This is a genomic window from Amycolatopsis thermalba (assembly GCF_023376025.1).
Classification (GTDB): Bacteria; Actinomycetota; Actinomycetes; order Mycobacteriales; family Pseudonocardiaceae; genus Amycolatopsis_E; species Amycolatopsis_E thermalba.
Genome location: NZ_CP091196.1, coordinates 6,498,947 through 6,520,968, shown reverse-complemented (window position 1 = coordinate 6,520,968; position 22,022 = coordinate 6,498,947). Strand labels below are relative to the sequence as shown.

Annotated in this window: 23 protein-coding genes; 14 read left to right on the top strand and 9 right to left on the bottom strand. The window is 71.5% G+C overall.

Annotated features, from left to right (window positions below; all coding sequences use genetic code 11):
- Positions 1-111 precede the first annotated feature (111 nt).
- Both L1857_RS31635 and metX read left to right on the top strand, forming a co-directional pair.
- Complete coding sequence (locus L1857_RS31635) at positions 112-1,416, top strand: bifunctional o-acetylhomoserine/o-acetylserine sulfhydrylase (protein ID WP_094008597.1); 1,305 nt, start codon at positions 112-114, stop codon at positions 1,414-1,416.
- A 14-nt stretch (positions 1,417-1,430) separates the two neighbouring features.
- Entirely contained in the window at positions 1,431-2,552 is a 1,122-nt protein-coding gene (gene metX / locus L1857_RS31630; RefSeq protein ID WP_429728450.1) for a homoserine O-acetyltransferase MetX, read from the top strand.
- Here metX and L1857_RS31625 read toward each other — a convergent pair.
- The gene (locus tag L1857_RS31625) at positions 2,473-3,477 is read right to left on the bottom strand and encodes an AraC family transcriptional regulator (protein WP_094008599.1); all 1,005 of its coding nucleotides are present in this window, start codon (positions 3,475-3,477) and stop codon (positions 2,473-2,475) included. The two genes, metX and L1857_RS31625, sit on opposite strands and share 80 nt — an antisense overlap.
- A gap of 82 nt (positions 3,478-3,559) precedes the next feature.
- Here L1857_RS31625 and L1857_RS31620 point away from each other — a divergent pair, with 82 nt between their 5' ends.
- The gene (locus L1857_RS31620) at positions 3,560-3,982 is read left to right on the top strand and encodes a pyridoxamine 5'-phosphate oxidase family protein (protein WP_094008600.1); all 423 of its coding nucleotides are present in this window, start codon (positions 3,560-3,562) and stop codon (positions 3,980-3,982) included.
- A gap of 4 nt (positions 3,983-3,986) precedes the next feature.
- Here L1857_RS31620 and L1857_RS31615 read toward each other — a convergent pair whose 3' ends face one another.
- On the bottom strand, positions 3,987-4,397 hold the full coding sequence (locus L1857_RS31615) for a hypothetical protein (RefSeq protein ID WP_369806848.1): 411 nt from the start codon (positions 4,395-4,397) through the stop codon (positions 3,987-3,989).
- Between the two features lie 116 nt (positions 4,398-4,513).
- Entirely contained in the window at positions 4,514-5,104 is a 591-nt protein-coding gene (locus tag L1857_RS31610) for an SACE_7040 family transcriptional regulator (RefSeq protein WP_094008602.1), read from the bottom strand.
- 153 nt (positions 5,105-5,257) lie between these two features.
- Here L1857_RS31610 and L1857_RS31605 point away from each other — a divergent pair, with 153 nt between their 5' ends.
- Positions 5,258-6,037 carry an SGNH/GDSL hydrolase family protein gene (locus tag L1857_RS31605; protein WP_094008603.1) on the top strand — a complete coding sequence of 260 codons (780 nt, stop codon included), beginning with the start codon at positions 5,258-5,260 and terminating at the stop codon, positions 6,035-6,037.
- A gap of 37 nt (positions 6,038-6,074) precedes the next feature.
- On the opposite strand, the gene L1857_RS31600 is transcribed toward L1857_RS31605, so the two are convergent.
- Positions 6,075-6,653, bottom strand: coding sequence for a dihydrofolate reductase family protein (locus tag L1857_RS31600; protein ID WP_094008604.1), 579 nt, complete (start codon positions 6,651-6,653; stop codon positions 6,075-6,077).
- A gap of 155 nt (positions 6,654-6,808) precedes the next feature.
- Between L1857_RS31600 and L1857_RS31595 the strand changes: the two genes are divergently transcribed.
- From L1857_RS31595 to L1857_RS31560, 8 genes are all read left to right on the top strand, one after another.
- A complete protein-coding gene (locus L1857_RS31595; protein WP_116110728.1) occupies positions 6,809-8,422 on the top strand; it encodes a carboxyl transferase domain-containing protein in 1,614 nt (537 codons plus the stop codon).
- A 5-nt stretch (positions 8,423-8,427) separates the two neighbouring features.
- Positions 8,428-10,389, top strand: coding sequence for an acetyl-CoA carboxylase biotin carboxylase subunit (locus tag L1857_RS31590; protein ID WP_249467138.1), 1,962 nt, complete (start codon positions 8,428-8,430; stop codon positions 10,387-10,389).
- Positions 10,386-11,540 (top strand): acyl-CoA dehydrogenase family protein, encoded by a 1,155-nt coding sequence (locus L1857_RS31585; protein WP_116110726.1) that lies wholly within the window; start codon positions 10,386-10,388, stop codon positions 11,538-11,540. Before L1857_RS31590 ends, L1857_RS31585 begins: the two co-directional genes overlap by 4 nt.
- Before the next feature lie 85 nt (positions 11,541-11,625).
- Positions 11,626-12,117, top strand: a complete 492-nt coding sequence (locus L1857_RS31580) for a SigE family RNA polymerase sigma factor (protein ID WP_094008608.1) — start codon at positions 11,626-11,628, stop codon at positions 12,115-12,117.
- Positions 12,114-12,935: a hypothetical protein gene (locus L1857_RS31575; protein WP_240323195.1), complete on the top strand. Its 822-nt coding sequence runs from the start codon at positions 12,114-12,116 to the stop codon at positions 12,933-12,935. Before L1857_RS31580 ends, L1857_RS31575 begins: the two co-directional genes overlap by 4 nt.
- 283 nt (positions 12,936-13,218) lie before the next feature.
- Positions 13,219-13,713 carry a GNAT family N-acetyltransferase gene (locus L1857_RS31570; RefSeq protein WP_116110742.1) on the top strand — a complete coding sequence of 165 codons (495 nt, stop codon included), beginning with the start codon at positions 13,219-13,221 and terminating at the stop codon, positions 13,711-13,713.
- Between the two features lie 33 nt (positions 13,714-13,746).
- A complete protein-coding gene (locus L1857_RS31565; RefSeq protein WP_116110724.1) occupies positions 13,747-14,580 on the top strand; it encodes an SDR family oxidoreductase in 834 nt (277 codons plus the stop codon).
- A gap of 53 nt (positions 14,581-14,633) precedes the next feature.
- The gene (locus L1857_RS31560) at positions 14,634-15,674 is read left to right on the top strand and encodes an alpha/beta fold hydrolase (protein WP_094008611.1); all 1,041 of its coding nucleotides are present in this window, start codon (positions 14,634-14,636) and stop codon (positions 15,672-15,674) included.
- Between the two features lie 629 nt (positions 15,675-16,303).
- On the opposite strand, the gene L1857_RS31555 is transcribed toward L1857_RS31560, so the two are convergent.
- Positions 16,304-16,693, bottom strand: a complete 390-nt coding sequence (locus tag L1857_RS31555) for a VOC family protein (RefSeq protein ID WP_094008612.1) — start codon at positions 16,691-16,693, stop codon at positions 16,304-16,306.
- A complete protein-coding gene (locus tag L1857_RS31550) occupies positions 16,690-16,971 on the bottom strand; it encodes an ArsR/SmtB family transcription factor (RefSeq protein ID WP_116110722.1) in 282 nt (93 codons plus the stop codon). The genes L1857_RS31555 and L1857_RS31550 overlap by 4 nt, the downstream gene beginning before the upstream one ends.
- An 88-nt stretch (positions 16,972-17,059) precedes the next feature.
- Here L1857_RS31550 and L1857_RS31545 point away from each other — a divergent pair, with 88 nt between their 5' ends.
- Both L1857_RS31545 and L1857_RS31540 read left to right on the top strand, forming a co-directional pair.
- Positions 17,060-17,632: a TetR/AcrR family transcriptional regulator gene (locus L1857_RS31545; RefSeq protein ID WP_116110721.1), complete on the top strand. Its 573-nt coding sequence runs from the start codon at positions 17,060-17,062 to the stop codon at positions 17,630-17,632.
- Between the two features lie 17 nt (positions 17,633-17,649).
- Entirely contained in the window at positions 17,650-18,507 is an 858-nt protein-coding gene (locus L1857_RS31540; protein ID WP_116110720.1) for an alpha/beta fold hydrolase, read from the top strand.
- Here L1857_RS31540 and L1857_RS31535 read toward each other — a convergent pair.
- The 3 genes from L1857_RS31535 to L1857_RS31525 all read right to left on the bottom strand — a co-directional run bounded on the left by L1857_RS31535 (position 18,494) and on the right by L1857_RS31525 (position 22,014).
- A complete protein-coding gene (locus L1857_RS31535) occupies positions 18,494-19,873 on the bottom strand; it encodes an FAD-binding oxidoreductase (protein WP_116110719.1) in 1,380 nt (459 codons plus the stop codon). The two genes, L1857_RS31540 and L1857_RS31535, sit on opposite strands and share 14 nt — an antisense overlap.
- Before the next feature lie 63 nt (positions 19,874-19,936).
- Complete coding sequence (locus L1857_RS31530) at positions 19,937-20,710, bottom strand: sulfite exporter TauE/SafE family protein (protein ID WP_116110718.1); 774 nt, start codon at positions 20,708-20,710, stop codon at positions 19,937-19,939.
- A 95-nt stretch (positions 20,711-20,805) separates the two neighbouring features.
- Positions 20,806-22,014, bottom strand: a complete 1,209-nt coding sequence (locus L1857_RS31525) for an acyl-CoA dehydrogenase family protein (protein WP_094008617.1) — start codon at positions 22,012-22,014, stop codon at positions 20,806-20,808.
- Positions 22,015-22,022: the final 8 nt, after the last annotated feature.

Below are 22,022 nucleotides of genomic sequence, written 5' to 3'. Positions count from 1 at the left end.
TTTGTCAAACGAGAGGAATCCACACCGTGGAACCCGTTGGGCGCCCTGGCCGGGTCTGGCTAGCTTCGATCGCGGCGCCCCTGATCAGCCCACGCACCAAGGAGAACGACGATGACCGAGTCGCAGGCCTGGTCCTTCGAGACCAAGCAGATCCACGCCGGCGCGAGCCCCGATCCGGCCACCGGCGCGCGAGCGACCCCGATCTACCAGACCACGTCGTACGTCTTCCGGGACAGCCAGCACGGCGCCGACCTGTTCAGCCTCGCCGAGCCCGGCAACATCTACACGCGCATCATGAACCCGACCCAGGACGTGCTGGAGCAGCGCGTCGCGGCGCTCGAGGGCGGCGTGGCGGCGCTGGCGTTCGCGTCGGGTTCCGCGGCCACCACGGCGGCGATCCTGAACGTCGCCAACGCGGGCGACCACATCGTGTCCGGAGCGAAGCTCTACGGCGGCACCTACAACCTCTTCCGCTACACGCTGCCGAAGCTGGGCGTCGAGGTTTCGTTCGTCGAGCAGCAGGACGACCCGGAGCAGTGGCGGGCCGCCGTCCGCCCGAACACCAAGGCCTTCTTCGGCGAGACGCTCGCCAACCCGGGCAGCGACGTCCTGGACATCCGGACGATCGCGGACCTGGCGCACGAGGTGGGCGTGCCGCTGATCGTCGACAACACCATCCCGACGCCGTACCTGCTGCGCCCGATCGAGCACGGCGCCGACGTCGTCGTGCACTCCGCGACCAAGTACCTCGGCGGCCACGGCACCACCGTCGCCGGCGTGCTCGTCGACGGCGGCACCTTCGACTTCGGCGCGCACCCCGAGCGCTTCCCCGGCTTCACCGAGCCGGACCCCAGCTACCACGGCCTCAAGTACTGGGAGGCCCTCGGGCCCGGCGCGTACGCGGCGAAGGCCCGCGTCCAGCTCCTGCGCGACACCGGCGCGGCCATCGCGCCGCTCAACAGCTTCCTGATCCTGCAGGGCATCGAAACGCTGTCGCTGCGCGTGGAGCGGCACGTCGGCAACGCCAAGGCCCTGGCCGAGTGGCTGGAGCAGCGCGACGAGGTCGAGCGCGTCTACTACGCGAGCCTGCCGTCCAGCCCGCACTACCGCCTGGCGCAGAAGTACCTGCCGCGGGGCGCCGGGGCGGTGCTGTCGTTCGAGCTGCGCGGCGGTGTCGAGGCGGGCCGGAAGTTCGTCGACGGCACCGAGCTGCACAGCCAGCTGGTTAACATCGGTGACGTGCGCAGCCTCATCGTCCACCCCGCCAGCACCACCCACAGCCAGCTCACCCCCGAGGAGCAGCTCGCCAGCGGCGTCACGCCGGGCCTGGTGCGGCTGGCCGTCGGGCTGGAGGGCGTGGAGGACCTCAAGGCCGACCTGGAGGCCGGGTTCCGGGCGGCCAAGGCGGCCCTGTGACGGATCCGTCCACTGTGGATCTCCCGCCGGCGACCGGTGCGTGGCGGGAGGGGGATCCACCGGGACGGCGGCAGTGGGCCGCCGGTCGACAGCTGCGGCTGGACGCCGGCGGCACGCTGCCGGAGTACCGGATCGCGTACGAGACGTGGGGACGGCTGAACTCCGACGGCTCCAACGCGGTCCTGATCGCGCACGCCCTCACCGGGGACAGTCACGCCGCCGGTGCGGCGGAGCCGGGCCACCCCACGCCCGGCTGGTGGGACGGCCTGATCGGGCCGGGCCGCGCGCTGGACACCGACGAGCTGTTCGTCGTCGTGCCCAACGTGCTCGGCGGCTGCCAGGGCTCGACCGGACCGTCGTCGCCCGATCCGGACGGGCGGACGTGGGGCAGCCGGTTCCCGCGGATCACGATCCGCGACCAGGTCCGGGCCGAGGCCGTGGTGGCCGATCAGCTCGGCGTGGAGCGGTGGGCGGCGGTGCTCGGCGGGTCGATGGGCGGGATGCGGGCGCTGGAGTGGGCGGCGACGTTCCCGGCGCGGGTCGCGGCGCTGCTGGTGCTGGCGGCGCCGGCCGCGTCCTCGGCCGAGCAGATCGCCTGGGCCGCGCCGCAGCTGCACGCGATCACGGCGGACCCGGGCTGGCGCGGCGGCGACTACCACGACGCGCCACCGGGCGAGGGGCCGCACCGCGGGCTGGGCGTGGCGCGGCGGATCGCGCACGTGACCTACCGCAGCTCGCTCGAACTGGACCAGCGGTTCGGCCGGCTGCCGCAGGGCGCCGAGGACCCGCTGGGCGACGGCCGGTACGCGGTCGAGTCCTACCTGGACCACCACGCGGACAAGCTGGTGCGCCGCTTCGACGCCGCGTCCTACGTGCTGCTCACCCGGTCGATGAACACGCACGACGTGGGCCGCGACCGCGGTGGGATCGGCGCCGCGCTGTCCCGGGTGACCGCGCGCAGCGTGATCGCGGGCGTCGATTCCGACCGCCTCTACCCGATGCGGCAGGCGCACGAGCTGGCGGCGGGCATCCCGGGCGCGGGGGAAGCGGCCGAGATCACCTCGCCGTACGGGCACGACTCGTTCCTGATCGAGACGGCCCAGGTGGCGGCGCTGGTGAAGGCGCTGCTGCACTGACTGCGGTCCGGCTGCGCCGGAACTCGCTCGGATTGACGCCCCGGACCCGTTTGAACGCCGCGCTGAACCCGAAGGGGTCGGCGTAGCCGACGGAGCGGGCGATCTCGCCGATGGTCGCCGCCTCCCGCGCCACCAGCCGGTCCGCCGCGAGTGTCATGCGCCAGCGGGTCAGGTAGGTCAGCGGCGGTTCGCCCACCAGGCCGGCGAACCGCTTGGCCAGGGTCGACCGCGACACGCCGGTGCGCTCCGCCAGCGCGGCGACCGTCCACGGCGCCGCGGGCTGGGCGTGCAGCAGGCGCAGCGCGCGGCCGACCACCGGATCGCGCTGGGCGGCCCACCACGCCGGGGGCTCGCCGCCGGGCCGGTCGAACCACTCGCGCAGCGTGCAGACCAGCAGCCAGTCCAGCAGCCGGTCGAGCACGGCCTGCTGGCCCGGCGCGTCGACGGCGACCTCGGCGGCGAGGTGGTCCAGCACGGGGTCGGCGGTGTCCCCGGCATCGCCCACGCGCAGCACGACGGGCAGCGCGTCCAGCAACCGGCGGCTGATCTCGCCGCGGACCGGGTAGGCGCCGACGATCAGCGTCGTCGCGCCGTCGCCGTGGTCGTGCCAGCCGCGCCGGTACCGGGTCCCGCCCTGCTCGGGCGTCGCGCAGAACTCGCCGCACGCGACCGGTTCGGCCCGGGTGCCCGGCTCGTCGACGAAGGTGAAGGTCCCGGGCCCGCGCACGATGATCGTCTCGCGGGCGCGCAGGCGCTCGGGCCGGTGGTGTTCCGGCACGATCCAGCCCTCCCCGGTGAGCACGGTGCACAGGGTGAGCGGCGCGCCGTCCACGAAGTGCAGGTTCCAGGGCGGGGACAGGGTCGTGCTGCCGAACAGCGAGCCGTGGGCGCGCACCCCGCGGATCAGATCGCTGAACACGTCCACGCCGACGAGGTTAGACGATCACACAGGTGATCCGGCCTCTCAGCCATGTGCTCGTCCGGTCCCGCGGTGTTCACTCGAGATCATGAGCGACGCTTCGCTGACCCCCGACGACCTCGAGTTCCTCCGCCGTCCCCTGCACGGGTTCCTGACCGTGGCCGCGGGCCCGGTCCCGCCGCAGCCGCGGCCCGTGTGGTTCGAGGCCACCGAGGACGGCACGATCCAGCTGTTCACCACCCCGGACTCACCCAAGATGCGGCAGCTGCGCCGCGATCCGCGCGCCTCGATCGTGGTCGCCGCGCCGGTCGGTGAACGCGAGCGCTGGGTGTCGGTCGCCGGCCGGGTCACGGTGGAACCGGACGGCGCGGGGGAGCTGAGCGCCCGCCTGGCCGCCCGCTACTGGGACCTCGGCGACCCGGCCCGCGCCGCGGACCTCGCCGGGATCACGGCCGAGGACATGGTCCGCCTCGTCATCCACCCGGAGACCGTGCGCCGCTACCACTACTGACGGATCAGGTCAGCGCCTCGGAGATCCACTCGGTGACCGGGAGGTCCCGGTCCAGGCATTCCGCCGACAGCCGCACCGTCCAGCGCAGCGCCTGCAGCGTCAGGCTGTCCACCTCCGCGCGGTTGGCGCTGGCCAGCGCGATCTCCACCTGTTCCGCGGCCGCTTCGGCGTTGCCGTGCACCTCCGCCAGCAGCGTGCGGACCGCGGTGCGCACCGGCGGGTCGGCCTGGTCGATCGAGACCTCTTCGCCGGACTCGTCGAACACCTGGACCTTCACCGGGGCGCTGCCGCCGTCACCGAGCGTGCTCACCATCGTGCTGCACTCCTCGAACAGGAGCAGCATCAGCTCGCGCGTCTCGTCCCGGCTCGACGGGGCCACCTCGTCGAGCGCGTCGTCGTCGCGGCCGAGCTGCATCGCGACGAGGGCGCGCTGCGCCCGCGAGATCAGCTGCTGCCGGTCGGAGGTCACGGGATCTATCAAAGCCGGGGAAAGGCGTTCAACGGTAGTGGGAAAAACGAGTGACGTGGTGATCACGCCGCGGCCTGCAGCGCGCCGAGGGCGAGGCGCCGCAGCAGGACGGCCAGTTCGTCGTCGTCCAGATGGCGGTTGTACGGCGTCGAGTTGATCAACCCGAACACGGCGTGTGCTGCCGAGCGCGCCTGGCGTTCCCCCACTCCGGGGACGGCGTCGCGAATGACCTTCACCCATATCTCTACGTAACGACGCTGCAGGGCCCGCACCTGTTTGCGGTCGGCGTCGGTGAGGTTGGCGAGGTTGCGTTCCTGGACCGTGATCAGCGACGGGTGCGTGAGCGCGAAGTCGACGTGGAACTCGACCAGCTCCGCCAGCGCCTGCTCCGGATCGGCGGTCGCGTCCACGCGCGCGGTGCCGCCGTCCAGCAGGTAGTGGCTGATCGAGTTCAGCATCTCCCCGAGCATCGCGTCCTTGCTGCGGAAGTGCCGGTACAGGGCGGGGCCGGAGATGCCGACGGCCGCGCCGATGTCGTCGATGCCGACGCCGTGGAAACCGTGCCGGGCGAACAGCTCCGCGGCCGCGCTCAGGATCTCCTCGCGGCGGGTGGCCTTCTCGCCGGTGACCAGCGGCGTGGGACTCGTCGACACGTGAACATCTTATCGAGTCAGGTTAGCGAGCGCTAACGTCCGCCCGTCGTCACCTGTTGGTAGCCGAAATGCCTACTAAAAGGGGCTCCCTTGTGAGCAATGCACCTGGTAATCGTTCATTGAGTTGATTGCTCACGGAAGGTGGTCCCCGCTGTGCTGAGATCGCTTGCAACCACCGTCGTCGCGGCCCTCGCCGCGATCGGCCTGACCTCAGGGGTGGCCGGCGCGGCCACTCTCGACTACGTCGCGCTCGGCGACTCCTACTCCTCCGGGGTGGGCGCCGGGAACTACCTGGACTCGTCCAGCTGCAAGCGCAGCTCGAACGCCTACCCCGCGCTGTACGCCGGGCAGACCTCGGCGTCGCTGGACTTCCGGGCCTGTTCCGGCGCGAAGACCTCGGACGTGCTGAACAACCAGGTCAGCGCGCTGTCGGAGTCGACCGACCTGGTGACGATCAGCGTCGGCGGCAACGACGCCGGCTTCGCGGGTGTCATGCAGGACTGCATCCTCGGCGGCGATTCCGGCTGCAAGACGGCGATCGACAACGCGAAGGCGTTCGTCAACGGCACCCTGCCCGGGCTGCTGGAGAAGACCTACGGGGAGATCCGGTCCCGCGCCCCCGAGGCGACGGTGGTCGTGCTCGGGTACCCGCACTTCTACCAGATCGGCGGGTCCTGCTCGGTCGGGCTGTCCGACACTTCCCGCGGGTACATCAACAGCGGGGCCGACGCGCTGGATTCGGTGATCCAGAAGGAGGCGTCGGAGGCCGGTTTCACCTTCGCGGACGTGCGCCCGGCGTTCACCGGGCACGAGATCTGCTCCGGAGCCGCCTGGCTGCACAGCCTGACCTACCCGATCGACGAGTCCTACCACCCGACGGCGACCGGGCAGGCGCAGGGCTACTACCCCTCGCTGGTGGCGGCGCTGGGCTGAGCTGGGCAGGGGTGGCGCGGCCGCCCCTGCCGCGCGCTCAGGCGTGCAGCGCGGGCCGGTAGATCAGCTCCTGGATGTGGCCGTCGAGCGTCCGGCTCTCGAGCAGCTCCAGGTCGAAGTCGGCCCCGCCCGCGAAGATCGGGTCCAGCCCGGTCTTCGCGGTGATCACCGGGAAGAGCGTCACGTGGACGCGGTCGACCAGGCCGGCGGCCATCAGCGCGCGGTTCAGCGAGAGGCTGCCGTGCGAGCGCAACGGCACCTCCGACTCCTCCTTGAGCCGCCTGATGACGTCGACGGCGTCGCCGCTCACCACGCTCGCGTCCGGCCAGTCGAGCGGTTCCCGCAGCGTGGACGACACGATGGTCGCCGGCAGGTTCCGCATCCGGGTCACCCACGGGTCGCGGACGTCGGAATCCTCGGTGCTCTCGGCCAGCATCTGCGTGAACACCCGGTACGTGTTCGCGCCGAAGACGATCCGCGGTTCCTCCTCGTACAGGGCGAGACGGCGTTCCAGCAGCTCGGGACCCTGTTTGCCCCAGTAGCCGGTCCAGTCGCCACCGGCCGCGCCGAAGCCGTCGAGGCTGGTGAAGACGTCGAATGTGTAGGTCGCGGTCATGGTGTCCTCCTCGTCTCTCACTGCCACGTCGGACGAGCTCACCACGATTCGACACCCTCGTGTTCCCGAACCTGGACATCGCACGTTAGTAGTGGTTAACATCGACCCGAACGTTAACGACTACTAACCAGGTTCGGCGTCGGATGAGGAGGGTCATGGACTTCCCGGTGCTCGGCACCTCGGCGGACCCGCGAAGTGAGCAGTACGCCCGTAACGCGACCGCCCACGCGGAGCTCGTCGAGGATCTGCGCAAGCGCTTGGCGACCGCTCGGACGGGTGGCCCCGAGAAGGCGCGTGCCCGGCATGTGGAACGCGGCAAGCTCCTGCCGCGGGACCGCGTGGACGCCCTCCTCGACCCGGGCTCGCCGTTCCTCGAGCTGTCGCCGCTGGCCGCGAACGGGCTCTACGACGACGAGGCCCCCGCCGCCGGCATCATCACCGGCATCGGGCGGGTCTCCGGCCGCGAGTGCGTCATCGTCGCCAACGACGCGACCGTCAAGGGCGGCACGTACTACCCGATGACGGTCAAGAAGCACCTCCGCGCGCAGGAGGTCGCCCTGCACAACAACCTGCCGTGCATCTACCTGGTCGACTCCGGCGGCGCCTTCCTGCCCAAGCAGGACGACGTGTTCCCGGACCGCGAGCACTTCGGCCGCATCTTCTACAACCAGGCGACCATGTCCGCGCGCGGCATCCCGCAGATCGCGGCCGTCCTCGGTTCCTGCACCGCCGGTGGCGCGTACGTCCCGGCGATGAGCGACGAGGCCGTCATCGTCCGCAACCAGGGCACGATCTTCCTCGGCGGCCCGCCGCTGGTGAAGGCCGCGACCGGCGAGGTCGTCACGGCCGAGGAACTGGGCGGCGGCGACGTGCACGCCCGCCAGTCCGGCGTCACCGACCACCTCGCCAACGACGACGCGCACGCCCTGTCGATCGTCCGGAACATCGTGGCCACGCTCGGCCCGCGCAGCCCGCGCCCGTGGGAGACCCGCCAGGTCGAGGCCCCCGCGGTCGACCCGCTGCAGCTCTACGGCGTGGTGCCCACCGACTCGCGCACCCCCTACGACGTGCGTGAGGTCATCGGGCGCGTCGTCGACGGCAGCCGCTTCGCCGAGTTCAAGAAGGAGTACGGCGCCACCCTGGTCACCGGCTTCGCGCACATCCACGGCCACCCGGTCGGCATCATCGCCAACAACGGCGTGCTGTTCGCCGAGTCGGCCATGAAGGGCGCGCACTTCATCGAGCTGTGCGACAAGCGCTCGATCCCGCTGGTCTTCCTGCAGAACATCAGCGGTTTCATGGTCGGCCGCGACTACGAGGCGGGCGGCATCGCCAAGCACGGCGCCAAGATGGTCACCGCCGTGGCGTGCGCCCGCGTGCCCAAGTTCACCGTGATCATCGGCGGCTCGTTCGGGGCGGGCAACTACTCGATGTGCGGGCGGGCGTACTCGCCCCGCTTCCTGTGGATGTGGCCGAACGCGCGGATCTCCGTGATGGGCGGCGAGCAGGCCGCGTCGGTGCTGGCGACCGTCCGCCGCGACTCGACCGAGGGCCGCGGCGGCGAGTGGCCCGCCGAGGAGGAAGAGGCGTTCAAGGAACCCATCCGCCGCCAGTACGAGGAGCAGGGCAGCCCCTACTACTCGACCGCGCGGCTGTGGGACGACGGCGTGATCGACCCGGCGGACACCCGCATGGTGCTCGGGCTCGCGTTGTCGGTCGCGGCGAACGCGCCGCTGGAACCGGTCAGCTACGGCGTCTTCCGGATGTGAGGGGCATGTTCGACACAGTCCTCATCGCCAACCGCGGCGAGATCGCGGTTCGCGTCATCAGCACCCTGCGGCGCCTGGGCATCCGCTCGGTCGCGGTCTACAGCGACGCCGACGCGGACGCGCGGCACGTGCACGAGGCCGACACCGCGATCCGCATCGGCCCGGCCGAGGCGGCCCGCAGCTACCTGTCCATTCCGGACATCGTCCGGGCCGCGGTGGATTCCGGCGCGCAGGCCGTCCACCCGGGTTACGGCTTCCTGTCGGAGAACGCCGAGTTCGCCGCCGCGTGCGAGAAGGCCGGGCTGGTCTTCATCGGACCGCCGGCTGGCGCGATCGACGCGATGGGCGACAAGATCCGGGCCAAGGCCACGGTGTCCGCCGCCGGCGTCCCGGTCGTCCCCGGCCTGTCCGATGTGGACGACTTCGCGAAGGCCGCCGACGAGGTCGGCTACCCGTTGCTGCTCAAGCCGTCCGCGGGCGGTGGCGGCAAGGGCATGCGGCTGGTCACCGAGCCCGGTGAGCTGGAAGCGGCGGTCGAGTCCGCCCAGCGCGAGGCCCGCGCCGCGTTCGGGGACGACCGGCTGCTGCTGGAACGGTTCGTCACCACGCCCCGGCACATCGAGATCCAGGTGCTGGCCGACACCCACGGCACGGTCCTGCACCTCGGTGAGCGCGAGTGCAGCCTGCAGCGGCGGCACCAGAAGATCGTCGAGGAGGCGCCGTCGGTGCTGCTCGACGAGGAGACCCGGGCCCGCATGGGCGCCGCCGCCGTCGAAGCTGCCCGCTCGGTCGGCTACGTGGGCGCGGGCACCGTCGAGTTCATCGTCTCCGCCCGCAAGCCGGACGAGTTCTTCTTCATGGAGATGAACACCCGCCTGCAGGTCGAGCACCCGGTGACGGAGATGGTGACCGGCCTCGACCTGGTCGAATGGCAGGTGCGCGTCGCCGCGGGCGAGCCGCTGTCCCTGACCCAGGACGACATCCGGCTGAACGGGCACGCCGTCGAGGCCCGCGTCTACGCCGAGGACCCGGCACGCGGGTTCGTGCCGACCGGCGGGACGGTGCTGGCGCTGGACGAGCCGCGTGGGCAGGGTGTCCGCGTCGACTCCTCGCTCACCGAGGGCTCCGTGGTCGGCTCGAACTACGACCCGATGCTCGCCAAGGTGATCGCGTGGGGCCCGGACCGGGCGTCGGCGCTGCACCGGCTGGACCGGGCGCTGGCCGGGACGTCCGTGCTGGGGGTGCCGACCAACGTGACGTTCCTGCGGGCCCTGCTCGCCGACCCCGACGTGCAGGCGGGGCGGCTGGACACCGGTCTCGTCGAGCGGCGGCTGGACGAGCTGGTCGAGTCCGTGGTGCCGGAGGAGTTCTTCGTCGCCGCCGCGATGGACCGGCTGCTCGGGCTGGTGCCCGCGGACAGCTCCGACCCCTGGTCGGTGCCCAGCGGCTGGCGGCTGGGCGGCCCGGGCGGCGTCACGTTCCGGCTGCGCGCCGGGGACGCCGAAGCGCTCGTCACGATCGAGGGCGCACCGGACGCCGCACGGGTCACTGTGGACGGCGGCGTGCCGGTCGCGGTTTCCGCGCGGCGCACCGGAAACCGGCTCGAAGTGCACTACGACGGCGAGTTCCGCCGGTACCTGCGTGCCGACGCGCCGCGGGACCGCGTGTGGCTCGGCCGCGACGGGCACGGTGTGGTCGTCGGTGAGCGGCCCAACCTGCTCGCCACGCACGGCGACGCGAGCGAGGCCGGCCCGGTGGTCAGCCCGATGCCCGGCACGGTGCTGGTGGTCAAGGTCGCGCAGGGCGACGTGGTGAGCGCGGGCGCGCCGCTGCTGGTCGTCGAGGCGATGAAGATGGAACACACGCTGGTCGCCCCCGTGGACGGCGTGGTCTCCGAACTCCGCGTCCAGGTGGGCCAGCAGGTGGCCCTCGACGAGACGCTCGCGGTCGTCAAGGAGCAGAAATGATCGACTTCCGGCTCGGTGAAGAGTACGAGGCGCTGCGCAAGAGCGTGCACGACTTCGCGCAGAAGGAGGTCGCGCCCGTCATCGGCGGCTTCTACGAGCGCGAGGAGTTCCCGTACGAGATCGTGCGGGGCATGGCGCGGATGGGCCTGTTCGGGCTGCCGTTCCCGGAGGAGTACGGCGGCATGGGCGGCGACTACTTCGCGCTGTGCCTGGCGCTGGAGGAGCTGGCCCGGGTGGACTCGTCGGTGGCGATCACGCTCGAGGCGGGCGTGTCGCTGGGTGCGATGCCGCTGTTCCGGTTCGGCTCCGCGGACCAGAAGGAGAAGTGGCTGCCGTCGCTGTGTTCGGGGGAGGCGCTGGGCGCGTTCGGCCTGACCGAGCCCGGTGGTGGTTCCGACGCCGGCGCGACCCGCACCACCGCGAAGCTGGACGGCGACGAGTGGGTGATCAACGGCAGCAAGTCGTTCATCACCAACTCCGGCACCGACATCACCCGGCTCGTCACCGTCACCGCGGTGACCGGCGAAAAGCCGGGTGGTGGCAAGGAGATCTCGACGATCATCGTCCCGTCCGGCATGCCCGGGTTCACGGTGGCGCCGAAGTACTCGAAGGTCGGCTGGAACGCCTCGGACACCCACGAGCTGTCCTTCACCGACTGCCGGGTGCCCGCCGAGAACCTGCTCGGCGAGCGCGGCCGCGGGTACGCCCAGTTCCTGTCCATCCTGGACGAGGGCCGGGTGGCGATCGCCGCGCTGAGCGTCGGGCTCGCGCAGGGCTGCGTCGACGAGTGCCTGCGTTACGCCGGGGAGCGGGAGGCGTTCGGCCACCGCATCGGCGAGTACCAGGCGATCCAGTTCAAGATCGCCGACATGGAGGTCCGCGCGCACACCGCCCGGCTGGCCTACTACGCGGCCGCCTCGAAGATGCTGCGTGGCGAGCCGTTCAAGAAGGAGGCCTCGATCGCGAAGCTGGTCGCTTCGAACGCGGCGATGGACAACGCCCGCGACGCGACGCAGATCTTCGGCGGCTACGGGTTCATGAACGAGTTCCCGGTCGGCCGGTTCTACCGGGACGCGAAGATCCTCGAGGTGGGGGAGGGCACCAGCGAGGTGCAGCGCATGCTCATCGCCCGTGAGCTGGGACTTCGCTGAATCCGGTGAACTGAGGCAACCTGCCGCGCCCCCCGCGCGTGTACCCCCCGGACGAGCCGGGACGGCTGGGGTTCAGGGGGGCGCGGTGGACGAGGATTTCGCGGAGTTCGTGCGGGTGGCGTTGCCCGGGCTGCTCCGCTACGGGCACCTGCTCACCGGCAACCCCCACGACGCCGCCGACCTGGTGCAGATCGTCCTGGAGAAGATCGGCGTCCGCTGGGGGACGTTGCGCGGTGCGGAGAGCCCGCTGCCCTACGTGAAGCGCGCCATGGCGAACACGCACGTCAGCCGGTGGCGCAGCAGGCGGCGGGAGAGCCTGGTGGCCGACATCCCGGAACCGCCCCCCTGCACCCCGCCCGACCGGCTCGAGAACGAGCCGTTGTGGCAGGCGCTCGCGGCCTTGCCGCCGCGGCAGCGGACCGTCGTCGTGCTCCGGTACTACGAGGGGTTGTCCGAAGCCGAGATCGCGGCCGCGATGCGGATCAGCCCCGGGACGGTGAAGAGCCAGGCCAGCAAGGCGCTGGCCAGCCTGCGGGGAAAGTTGGGGACCCTGGTGGGGGCGGGTGACGAGTGGTGAACCTCGAGGACGAACTGAGCCGGCTGTTCTCCGACGAGCGCCTCGACGTGCCCGTCCGGCCCGGCGCGGAGCTGCTGGTGGTGGCCGGCGCCCGGCGGCGGCGGTACCGGCGCAACGCGGCGGTGGCGACCGGCGGCGCGCTGACGATGGTCGCGCTCATCGCGGTGGGCATCACGCTGTCCGGCATCGGCGGGGGCCGGACGGACACACTGCCCGCGACGAACCTGCCGGTGACCACCATCGCGTCGACGCCCGGTCCGGAGTCCGGCGCGCCGCTGCCGCCGACCAGTTCCAGCGCGCCGCCGCAATCGTCGTCGACGGGGGTGACGAGCGTGCCGAGCGTGCCGGGTTCGCACAGCGCCTCTCGCAGCACGCCCCGGAGTTCGAGCGTGCCGGCGGGCCCGGCGCAGCGCCCGGGCTCCACCGACCCGACGATCGGCCCCAGTGGCTGGGGCCGCCTGGCGCTGGGGATGAGCGAGGCGGACGCGGTGGCGTCGGACGAGTTCGACATGACGGAGGGCTACTCGGGCAGCCCGTGCCACCGGTACTGGCTGAAGGGCGGCGGCTCCCCGGTCGACATATCGCCCACCTACGGGGTGGCCCGCATCTCGGCGAAGCCCGGGGTGACCACCCCGGAGGGAGTCGGAGTCGGCTCGACGGACGCCGAGGTGATGGCGGCGTACCCCAACGCCACGACGGCCAACTACCTCATCACGGCACCGGTGCCGGGCAACCCGGACGCGGTGTACCTGTTCAACACGGACCCGTCGCAGAAGATCTTCAGCCTGCGGCTGGAACTGGCGAGCCACCACTGCTGAACCGCAACCCGGCCACGGAAGCGGGCCGACTACGCCCCAGACCTCCCCCGCCCCCGATCCACAGCCGATCTTTGGTCGCCGACCAGGCGTGTCAAGGTACTCTTTCCCGCCTTGACACGCCTGCTCGGCGACCGAAACACAATCCGGAATCGGGGGCGGGGGAGGTCGGCACCCAAGGCGACCACCTGGCGCTGGCCGCGTGACCGTTATAACTATACCGAGGTGGGAAGTGGTCGAACTGAACAGCCGTAGCGAGCCGCCCGTGCGTCCGGACGGTGCCGTGATGGAGATCCGCGAGTCCGGTCCGGACGATCTGGCCGCCGTCCTGGGGCTGTTCGACGCGGCCGTCGCGTGGCTCGTCGCCCGGGGCAGTGCTGACCAGTGGGGCACCGAACCCTGGTCGGCGGACCCGGCGAAGGTCGAGCGGGTCCGCACCATGTTGCGCGAGGGCCGCCCGTTCCTGGCCACTTCGGACGGTGCCCCGGTCGGCGCCCTGATCCTCGACCACCCGCTGCCGTACACGCCGCCGGTCGACGAGCCCGAGGTGTACGTGACGCTGCTGCTGGCCTCCCGCGAGCACCGCGGCGTGGGCGCCCGGCTGCTGGAGTTCGCCCGCCAGGACGCCCGTGCCCGCGGCATCGGCCTGCTGCGCGTGGACTGCTGGGCCGGCGGTGACGGCAAGCTCGTCCGCTACTACGAGAGCCAGGGGTTCACCCCGACGGAGCGGGTGCGCGTGCGCGACGACGTGTGGGTGCAGATCTTCGAACAGCGAGTGTGACACCTCTGGTGCGAATGTCAGTTACCGGGCAGTATGTCCGCCATGGCAACGTTGCACGGCAAGGTCATCGTGATCACCGGAGGCGCGCAGGGGATCGGCGCCACCACGGCCGCCGCCCTGGTGCGGCTGGGCGCGAAGGTCGCGATCGGCGACCTCGACCCGGTCCTCGCCGAGAAGACCGCCGGTGAGCTGGGCGGCGACACGATCGCCCTGCCACTGGACGTCACCGACCACCGCGGCTTCACCGAGTTCCTGGACGAGGTCGAACGCCGTCTCGGGCCGATCGACGTGCTGATCAACAATGCCGGCGTCATGCTGCTGTCGCCCCTGGCCGACGAGGACGACGTGGCGACCGCGAAGCAGCTCGACGTCAACCTGCACGCGGTCATCCACGGCACCCGCGAGGCGATCCGCCGCATGCGGCCGCGCGGTCGCGGCCACATCGTCAACGTCGCCTCCATGGCGGGCAAGGCCGGCTTCCCGGGCGCGGCGACCTACTGCGCCACCAAGCACGCCGTCGTCGGGCTGTCCGAGGCGGTGCGGCAGGAGCTGCGTGGGTCCGGGGTGGACATTTCGTGCGTGATGCCCGCGGTCGTGCGCACCCACCTCGCCGACGGGTTGCCGGAGACGAAGCTCTTCCCGTCGCTGCGGCCGGAGGACGTCGCCAAGGCGATCGTGACGACGCTGCACAAGCCGCGGTTCGACGTGTTCGTGCCGAAGTCGCTGGACGTCACCGGCCGGGTGAGCCGGCTGCTGCCGCGCGCGGTCGCGGAGTGGTTCATGCGCGCGATCGGCGCCGACAAGGTCTTCACGCAGGCGCACGCGGGCGCGCGGGCGGAGTACGAGGCGAGGGTGCGGCGACCGTGAAGTACCGTCGGTCCGGGAGAAGGATCCGCGGCGTGAACGGAGTTTCGAGGTAGATGGTGGTACCCGCAGTGACCGCGATGGCGGCCAACGCGCTCGGCGTCCTGCGCGGCGGTCTCGCCGATCTGCGGCCGGTGCCGCGCGTGCTGGTCGACCAGGGCCCGAACCGGTCGCTGTACCGGATGACGCCGTCGCCGGAGGGTGATCCGGTGCTGCTCGTGCCGCCGCTGGCCGCCCCGGCGCTGTGCTTCGACCTGCGGCGCGGCTGCAGCGTCGCCGAGCACCTCGTCGAGCGGGGCCGCCGCACCTACCTCGTGGACTACGGCACGGTCGCGTTCTCCGACCGGCGGCTGGGCATCGAGCACTGGATCGACGAGGTGCTGCCGCGTGCCATCCGCAAGGTCAGCGAGGACTCCGGCGGGCGCGGCGTGCACCTGGTCGCGTGGTGCCTGGGCGGGCTGTTCTCCCTGCTGACCACGGCGGACCGGCCCGACCTGCCGGTGCGGTCGATCACCACGGTGGCTTCGCCGGTCGACTTCACCGCCATCCCGCTGGTCGCGCCGTTCCGGCCGCTGGTGGACCTCACCGGCGGCTACCTGCTCACCCCGCTGTACCGGATGCTCGGCGGCGCACCGTCCTATGTGGTCGAGCGGGTGTTCTGGGCGACGGGCATCAACAAGCAGCTGACGAAGCCGCTGGCGATCCTGCAGAACCTCGGCGACCGGGACTACCTGGCCCAGATCGAGGCGGTCGACCACTTCATGGACAACATGATCGCCTATCCCGGGCGCACGTTCGGGCAGATGTACCACCGGTTCTTCCGCGCCAACGACCTCGTCGAGGGCGGGCTGGACCTGAACGGGCGGATCATCTCGCTGGCCGGGGTGAAGGTGCCGACGCTGGTGATCGCCGGGCAGGCCGACACGATCGCCCCGAGGCGCGCCGTGGAGCGGCTGGTGCCGTTGCTGGAGAACGCACCGGAGGTGCGGTTCGAGACGGCGCCGGGCGGGCACCTCGGCGTGCTGACCGGCCGCCGCGCCCGGGCCACGACGTGGCGCCACATCGACGACTTCCTGGACGCGCAACTGTCCGGTTAGGACTTCGTCGAGAGGTGGCTCACGTGGTGGTGCGGACAGCGGCGCGACGCTGCCCCTGACCGAGGCGCTCCGCTCGGCAGGGCCACGTCGGCGCCGCCCTCGCGAGGAACCGCCCCCTCGCCGGCCCAGGCGGGCCGTACTCCGGTGGCTCCTCGCCGTGCGATCGCTCCTCCGGAACTCCCGCCCGTCGGCCCGACCGCCACCTCTGACGGCCGTGCTCCGCAGCAGCGCCCCCGGCCGCGCGGGCGCCGTCCTCGCGAGAAACTGCCCACTCGCCGGTTGACCGCCATGCCTCGCGGCCGCGCTCCGCGCGGCTGCGCTCCCTACCCGTTGGCGCTGTCGTGGAACCGCCGGCTTGCCAGCCCTGCCGTCGCCCTCTGTGGGCGCGCTTTGCCTGGCGGGCCGTACTCCGGTGGCTCCTCGCCGTGGGATCGCCTCCTCCAGAACTCCCGCCCGTCGGCCCGACCGCCACCTCTGAGGGACGCGCTCCGCGGCAGCGCCCCCGGCCGCGCGGGCGCCGTCCTCGCGAGAAACTGCCCACTCGCCGGCCGACCGTCAAGCCTCACGGCCGCGTATCCGGCCGGCGGTGCGAGCCGCGTAGGTTTCACACGCGGCTGCGCGGCGGCCCGCTAGGACTTCATCTGCCCGATCTGGATCAGGTTGCCGCACGTGTCGTCGAACACCGCGGTGATCACCGTGCCCATGTCGGTCGGCTCCTGCGTGAACCGCACGCCCAGGCCGCGCATGCGCTCGTACTCGGCCTGCACGTCCTCGACCGCGAACATCGTCCACGGGATGCCGTCGGCGACGAGCGCGTCCTTGAACGGCTTCACCGCCGGGTGGCCGCTCGGTTCCAGCAGCAGCTCGGTGCCCTCCGGGTCCTCCGGCGACACCACGGTCAGCCACCGGTCCGCGCCCATCGGGATGTCGTGCTTCGTCACGAAACCCAGCACGTCGGTGTAGAACCGCAGCGCCTTCTCCTGGTCGTCGACGAGCACGCTCGCCAGGTTGATCCTCACGTCTGTCCCCGCTTCCTGAGCCACCGCTCGACGATCGGTTCGAGCGGTTCGGTGTTGATGTAGTGGAACTTGTACCGGCCCTCGCGCCGGGTCTCGACCAGACCGGCGGACTCGAGCACGTCGAGGTGCTGCGACACCGCCTGCCGGGACGAACTCAACCCGTGGATCGACACCAGCCGCGCGCACAGCTCGAACAGCGTCTGCCCGTCGCGGCTGGTCAGTTCGTCGAGGATCGTCCGGCGCGTGGGATCGGCCAGGGCTTTGAAGACGTCACCCACAGCCGAAACGATAGGCAAGTGGATACTTGCCTGTCAAGCCGACCGTCTCCTGTGTATATTAGGATTCATCCTAGGAAGGTTAGGAAAAATGCCACGTGGGAGGATCACCCCGGACGCCCTGGTGTCCGCCGCCGCCGACCTGGCCGACGAGATCGGCTTCGAGAACGTCACGCTGGCGGCGCTCGCGAAGCGCTTCGGCGTTCGCGACGCCAGCCTCTACACCCACATCCGGAGCCTGGCCGACCTGCGGGAACGCGTGGCGCTGCGGGCGCTCACCGAATGGGCGGACGCACTCGGCGTGGCCGTGGCGGGACGCTCCCGCCGGGAAGCGCTGACCGCCTTCGCCGACACCTACCGGGCTCTGGCGACGGGGCACCCCGGCCGCTACGCGGCGACCCGGTACCCCGTGTCGCCCGAGCGGGCCGCCGCGACGCCGGGCGTGGCCCGCATCATCGAGGTCTGCTACGCGCTGCTGCGCGGCTACGACCTGTCCGAACCGGACGCCACCGACGCGGTCCGGTTCCTGCGCAGCACCCTGCACGGCTTCAGCGACCTGGAGGCCACCGGCGGCTTCACCGCCGACCACGGCGTCGACGTCTCGTGGCGGCGCGCGGTCGACATGCTCCACCACACCCTCGACAACTGGACGAAGATCCAGTGATCCGACAGGAGAAACCCATGCGCATCACGCTCGACGGCACCCCCATCGACTACTACGAGCGCGGCGACGGCCCACCGCTGCTGCTCCTGCCCGGCGGCTCCGGCCACGCCGGCGTCCTCGACGCGCTCACCGCGCACCTGGCCGCCCACTACCGCGTCGTCGCGATGTCCAGCCGCCTGGTCTCCGCGCGCCCGGACGGCGACCAGCACCCGAAGGACTACGCCGAGGACGTCCTCGGTCTCATCGAGGCGCTCTTCGACGAGCCGCCGGTCGTGTTCGCCTTCAGCGCCGGCGCGATCACCACCCTCGAACTGCTGACCCGCCATCCCGACCGCCTCCGCCTCGCGATCGTCCACGAGCCCCCGGTGCTCCGCCTGCTGCCCGACGCCGCACGCCACCGCGACGCGCTCGAAGCGGTCCGGACGGCCGCGCGTGCCGGGGAGATGGACGAAGCGGGCCGGCTCATGACCGAAGCGATGACCACGCCGGCGCCCGGCGGAGACTCGCCGGAGCTGCGCCACCCCGGTGACTGGCTCGACGGCTACGCCGGGACCAGCCCGGAACCGCCCACGCCGGAGCTGCTGGAGTTGTTCGCCCATCTCCGCGAACTCCAGCCGCTGTTCCTGGAGCACGTCCTGGTTCCGTTCACCAGCACGGAGGTCGACCTGGCCGCGCTCGGCGCGGTGGGCCGGCGGCTGGTGCCCGCGGCCGGAATCGACTCGCGGGGGCAGCTGCCCTACCGGGCCGCCGCGGCGCTCGCCACCGGGCTCGGACTGCCGCTGACCGAGTTCCCCGGCGGCCACCTCGGGTCCGTGGAGCGGCCCGCGCAGTTCGCCGGGGCGCTCACCGCGCTCGTCGAAGCTAGGCGGGTTTGATGTTGTGCCAGCGGTTGAAGACGTTGTCCGGGTCGTACTCGGCCTTGATCCGTTGCAGGCGCTGGTAGTTCTCCGGCCCGTAGCCGGCGACGACGCGGTCGGCGCCCTCGTCGCCGATGAAGTTGAGGTAGACGTCGCCGCACGCCCACGGCCGCATGTCGGCGCGCAGGTTGCGGGCCCAGGCGATGGCGCGGTCGTCGTCGGCCGGTTCGGCCCACAGGCCCAGCGGGTGCACGGCCCACTTGGTGTCGCGGTCGAACCCCGGCCACTCCTGGCCGGAGGCGACCGCGCCGCCCCAGGGCAGCAGCGCGTGCTGCGACGGTGACGGCACCACCATGTCCTCGGCGCGTTCGCAGAACCGGTCCAGGGCTTCGTCGGGGAGTTCGCGCAGGTTCTCGTCGGACCAGTAGTTCCGGAAGCCGGGCGGGTCGTCGAGCATGCACTGCAGGTCGGCGTAGGGGATGTCGGTGATGACGCGGCCCTGCGGTGCGGTGGCCAGGAGCGGTCCGATGAGCTCGCGCAGCCGGGTTTCCGGGCCGATGCAGGTCACCAGCACGCCGCAGCAGAGCTTGCCGACGAGGTGGCCGGGCACGAACTCCTCGGGCGGGCCGGTGAGGAAGAGCAGGCCGCCGCCGATCTCGTCCGGCGCGGCGTGCATCAGGTCGCGGTAGACGCCGGCGACCGCGCGTCCCTGGTCGGCGGGCCACAGCATCAGGGCGATCGAGAACTCGGGGAGCTCGTGCAGGCGGAAGGTGAGCCGGGTGGCGATGCCGAAGTTGCCGCCGCCGCCGTGCAGGGCCCAGAAGAGGTCCGCGTTTTCGTGCTCGCTGGCGGTGACCTCGCGTCCGGCGGCGGTGACGAGGTCGACGGAGAGCAGGTTGTCGCAGGCGAGGCCGAACTTGCGCTCGAGCCAGCCGGACCCGCCGCCGAGCGTCAGGCCGGCGACGCCGGTGGTCGAGACGCGGCCGCCGGTGGTCGCCAGGCCGTGCGGCTGGCAGGCCCGGTCGAAGTCGCCCCAGGTGGCGCCACCGTCGGCCGTCGCGGTTTTCGCGCCGGGGTCGACGGTGACGGCGTTGAGGCGCCGCAAGTCGATGACGAGGCCGCCGTCGACCAGACACGCCCCGGCGACGCTGTGCCCGCCACCCCGCACGGCGACCGGGAGGTGGCGGTCCCGGGCGAATTCCAAGGCCGACTTGATGTCCCGCACGGTCGCGCACTGCGCGATGACCTGCGGGCGGGCGGTGATCATGGCGTTGAAGACGCCGCGGACGTTGTCGAAGTCGTGGTCTGCGGGGGTGACGACCCGCCCGTCGAAGCGGGCGCGCAAACCCTCCACCGAGGCCGGCTCGACCAGGTAACCAGTCATCTAAGTGCCTCCCTCCGGGGTAGTAGGGAGAGTCGTATCCGGGAGGGCCGCGTTACAGCGGAGTCAGTGCCGCCACACCTTGGCCGCCGACAGGAGCAACAGCGCGGCCAGCAGCGGGATCAGCACGCCGTCCGGCACCGCGCCGAGCAGCAGTCCGCCGAGCACCGTGCCCGCGATCGAACCGGCGGCCATCACCGCGACGAAACGGCCGTTCTCGCGCAGTACGGCGAAACTCCGGTCCCTGCTGTAGCGCACGAAGGCGACCAGCATCGTCGGCAGGGAGACCGCCAGCGAGAGGCTGCCCGCGAGCTTGATGTCCGCTCCGAACAGCAACACGATCGTCGGGATCAGCAGCTCCCCGCCGGCCACGCCCATGAGCGCGGCGACCACCCCGATGGCCACCCCCGCCGCGACCCCGGCGACGGTCCGGGCCGCCGGCAGCAGCGCGAACGGTTCGAGCGAGCCGAAGTGGGTGGCGAGGAGCACGCCGGCGATCACCACCAGCAGGATCGCCAGCACGCGGTACAGCAGCGCCGCCCGCATCCGGGTGGCCCACGTCGCGCCGAGCCACGCGCCGGCCACACTGCCCGGCAACAGGGTGACGAGGACGTCCCAGCGCGCGCCGGCCTCCGCGAACGGCACGGCGAACAGCCGGACGGGCAGTGCGGTGACGACGACCACCAGGCTCATCGCCTTGTTGAGGATCACCGCGTGCAGCGCGGCGAACCCGAAGACCGCGATCAGCAGCGGCAGGCGGAACTCGGCGCCCCCGAGGCCGACCATCCCGCCGAGAACCCCAATGCCCCCACCAGCGGCGAACACCCGAGCCGTCATCATCCGGGCACGGTAACCCACGTGCTTCTGCCGTCACGAGCGATCTTGAAAACCGCCCGTCCGGCTTTCCGGACGGGCGGTTTCCCTTGTCTCACAACCTACTTCAGCTCCGCGCTCGTCTTCCCCAGCAGCCGGCGCGCCACGATCAGCTGCTGGATCTGCTGCGTGCCCTCGAAGATGTCCAGGATCTTCGAATCCCGGGCCCACTTCTCGAGCAGCATGTCCTCCGTGTAGCCGAGCGTGCCGATCAGCTCGACGCACTTCAGCGTGATCTCCACGACCGAACGGCCGGCCTTCGCCTTCGCCATGGAGGCCTGCAGCGAGTTCGGCTTGCGGTTGTCGGCCATCCACGCCGACTCCAGCGTCAGCAGGTACGCCGCCTCGTAGTCGGCTTCCAGTTCCAGGTACGTGGCCGCCGCGGCGTGCTGGTGGTGCGCGGGGCGGTCGTAGTCCACCACGACACCCGCCTCGGCGAGGATCTTCGCCGTCTCCTCCAGCGCCGCCCGCGCCAGGCCGACCGCCATCGCCGCGACCAGGGGGCGCGTGTTGTCGAAGGTCTGCATGACCCCCGCGAACCCCTTGGACGTGTTGATCTCCGGCGAGCCGAGCAGGTTCTCCTTCGGCACGCGGCAGTTGTCGAACCGCAGCACCGCCGTGTCCGACGCGCGGATCCCGAGCTTGTGCTCCAGCCGCACGACCTCGAAGCCCGGCGTGCCCTTCTCCACCACGAACGACTTGATCGCCGCGCGCCCGAGCGACTTGTCCAAAGTGGCCCAGACGACCACGGCGTCCGCGCGGTCACCCGCGGTCACGAAGATCTTCTCGCCGTTCAGCACGTAGCTGTCGCCGTCTTCGGTGGCGGTCGTGGTGATGTTCGCCGAGTCCGAACCCGTGCCCGGCTCGGTGATCGCCATCGCGGCCCACGTCTTCGCGAACCGCTTCAGCTGCTCGTCGTTCGCCACCGACGCGATCGCCGCGTTGCCCAGCCCCTGCCGCGGCATCGACAGCAGCAGACCGACGTCGCCCCAGCACATTTCGATCGCGCCGAGCACCGTCGCCAGGTTGCCGCCGTTGCGGTTCCCGGTCGCCTTCTCCTTTTCGTCGCGCCGCACGCCCGCCGCGCCCGCGCCGCCCTCGCCGGAGGAGTTCAGCCCGTCCAGCACCGCGGCGAACATGTCCAGCTCGACCGGGTACTCGTGCTCGGCGCGGTCGTACTTCCGCGAGATCGGCCGCAGCACTTCCGACGCCGCCTGGTACGCCTGATTGATCAGCGCCCGGGCCTTCTTCGGGGTTTCCAGATTGATCATGATGACCT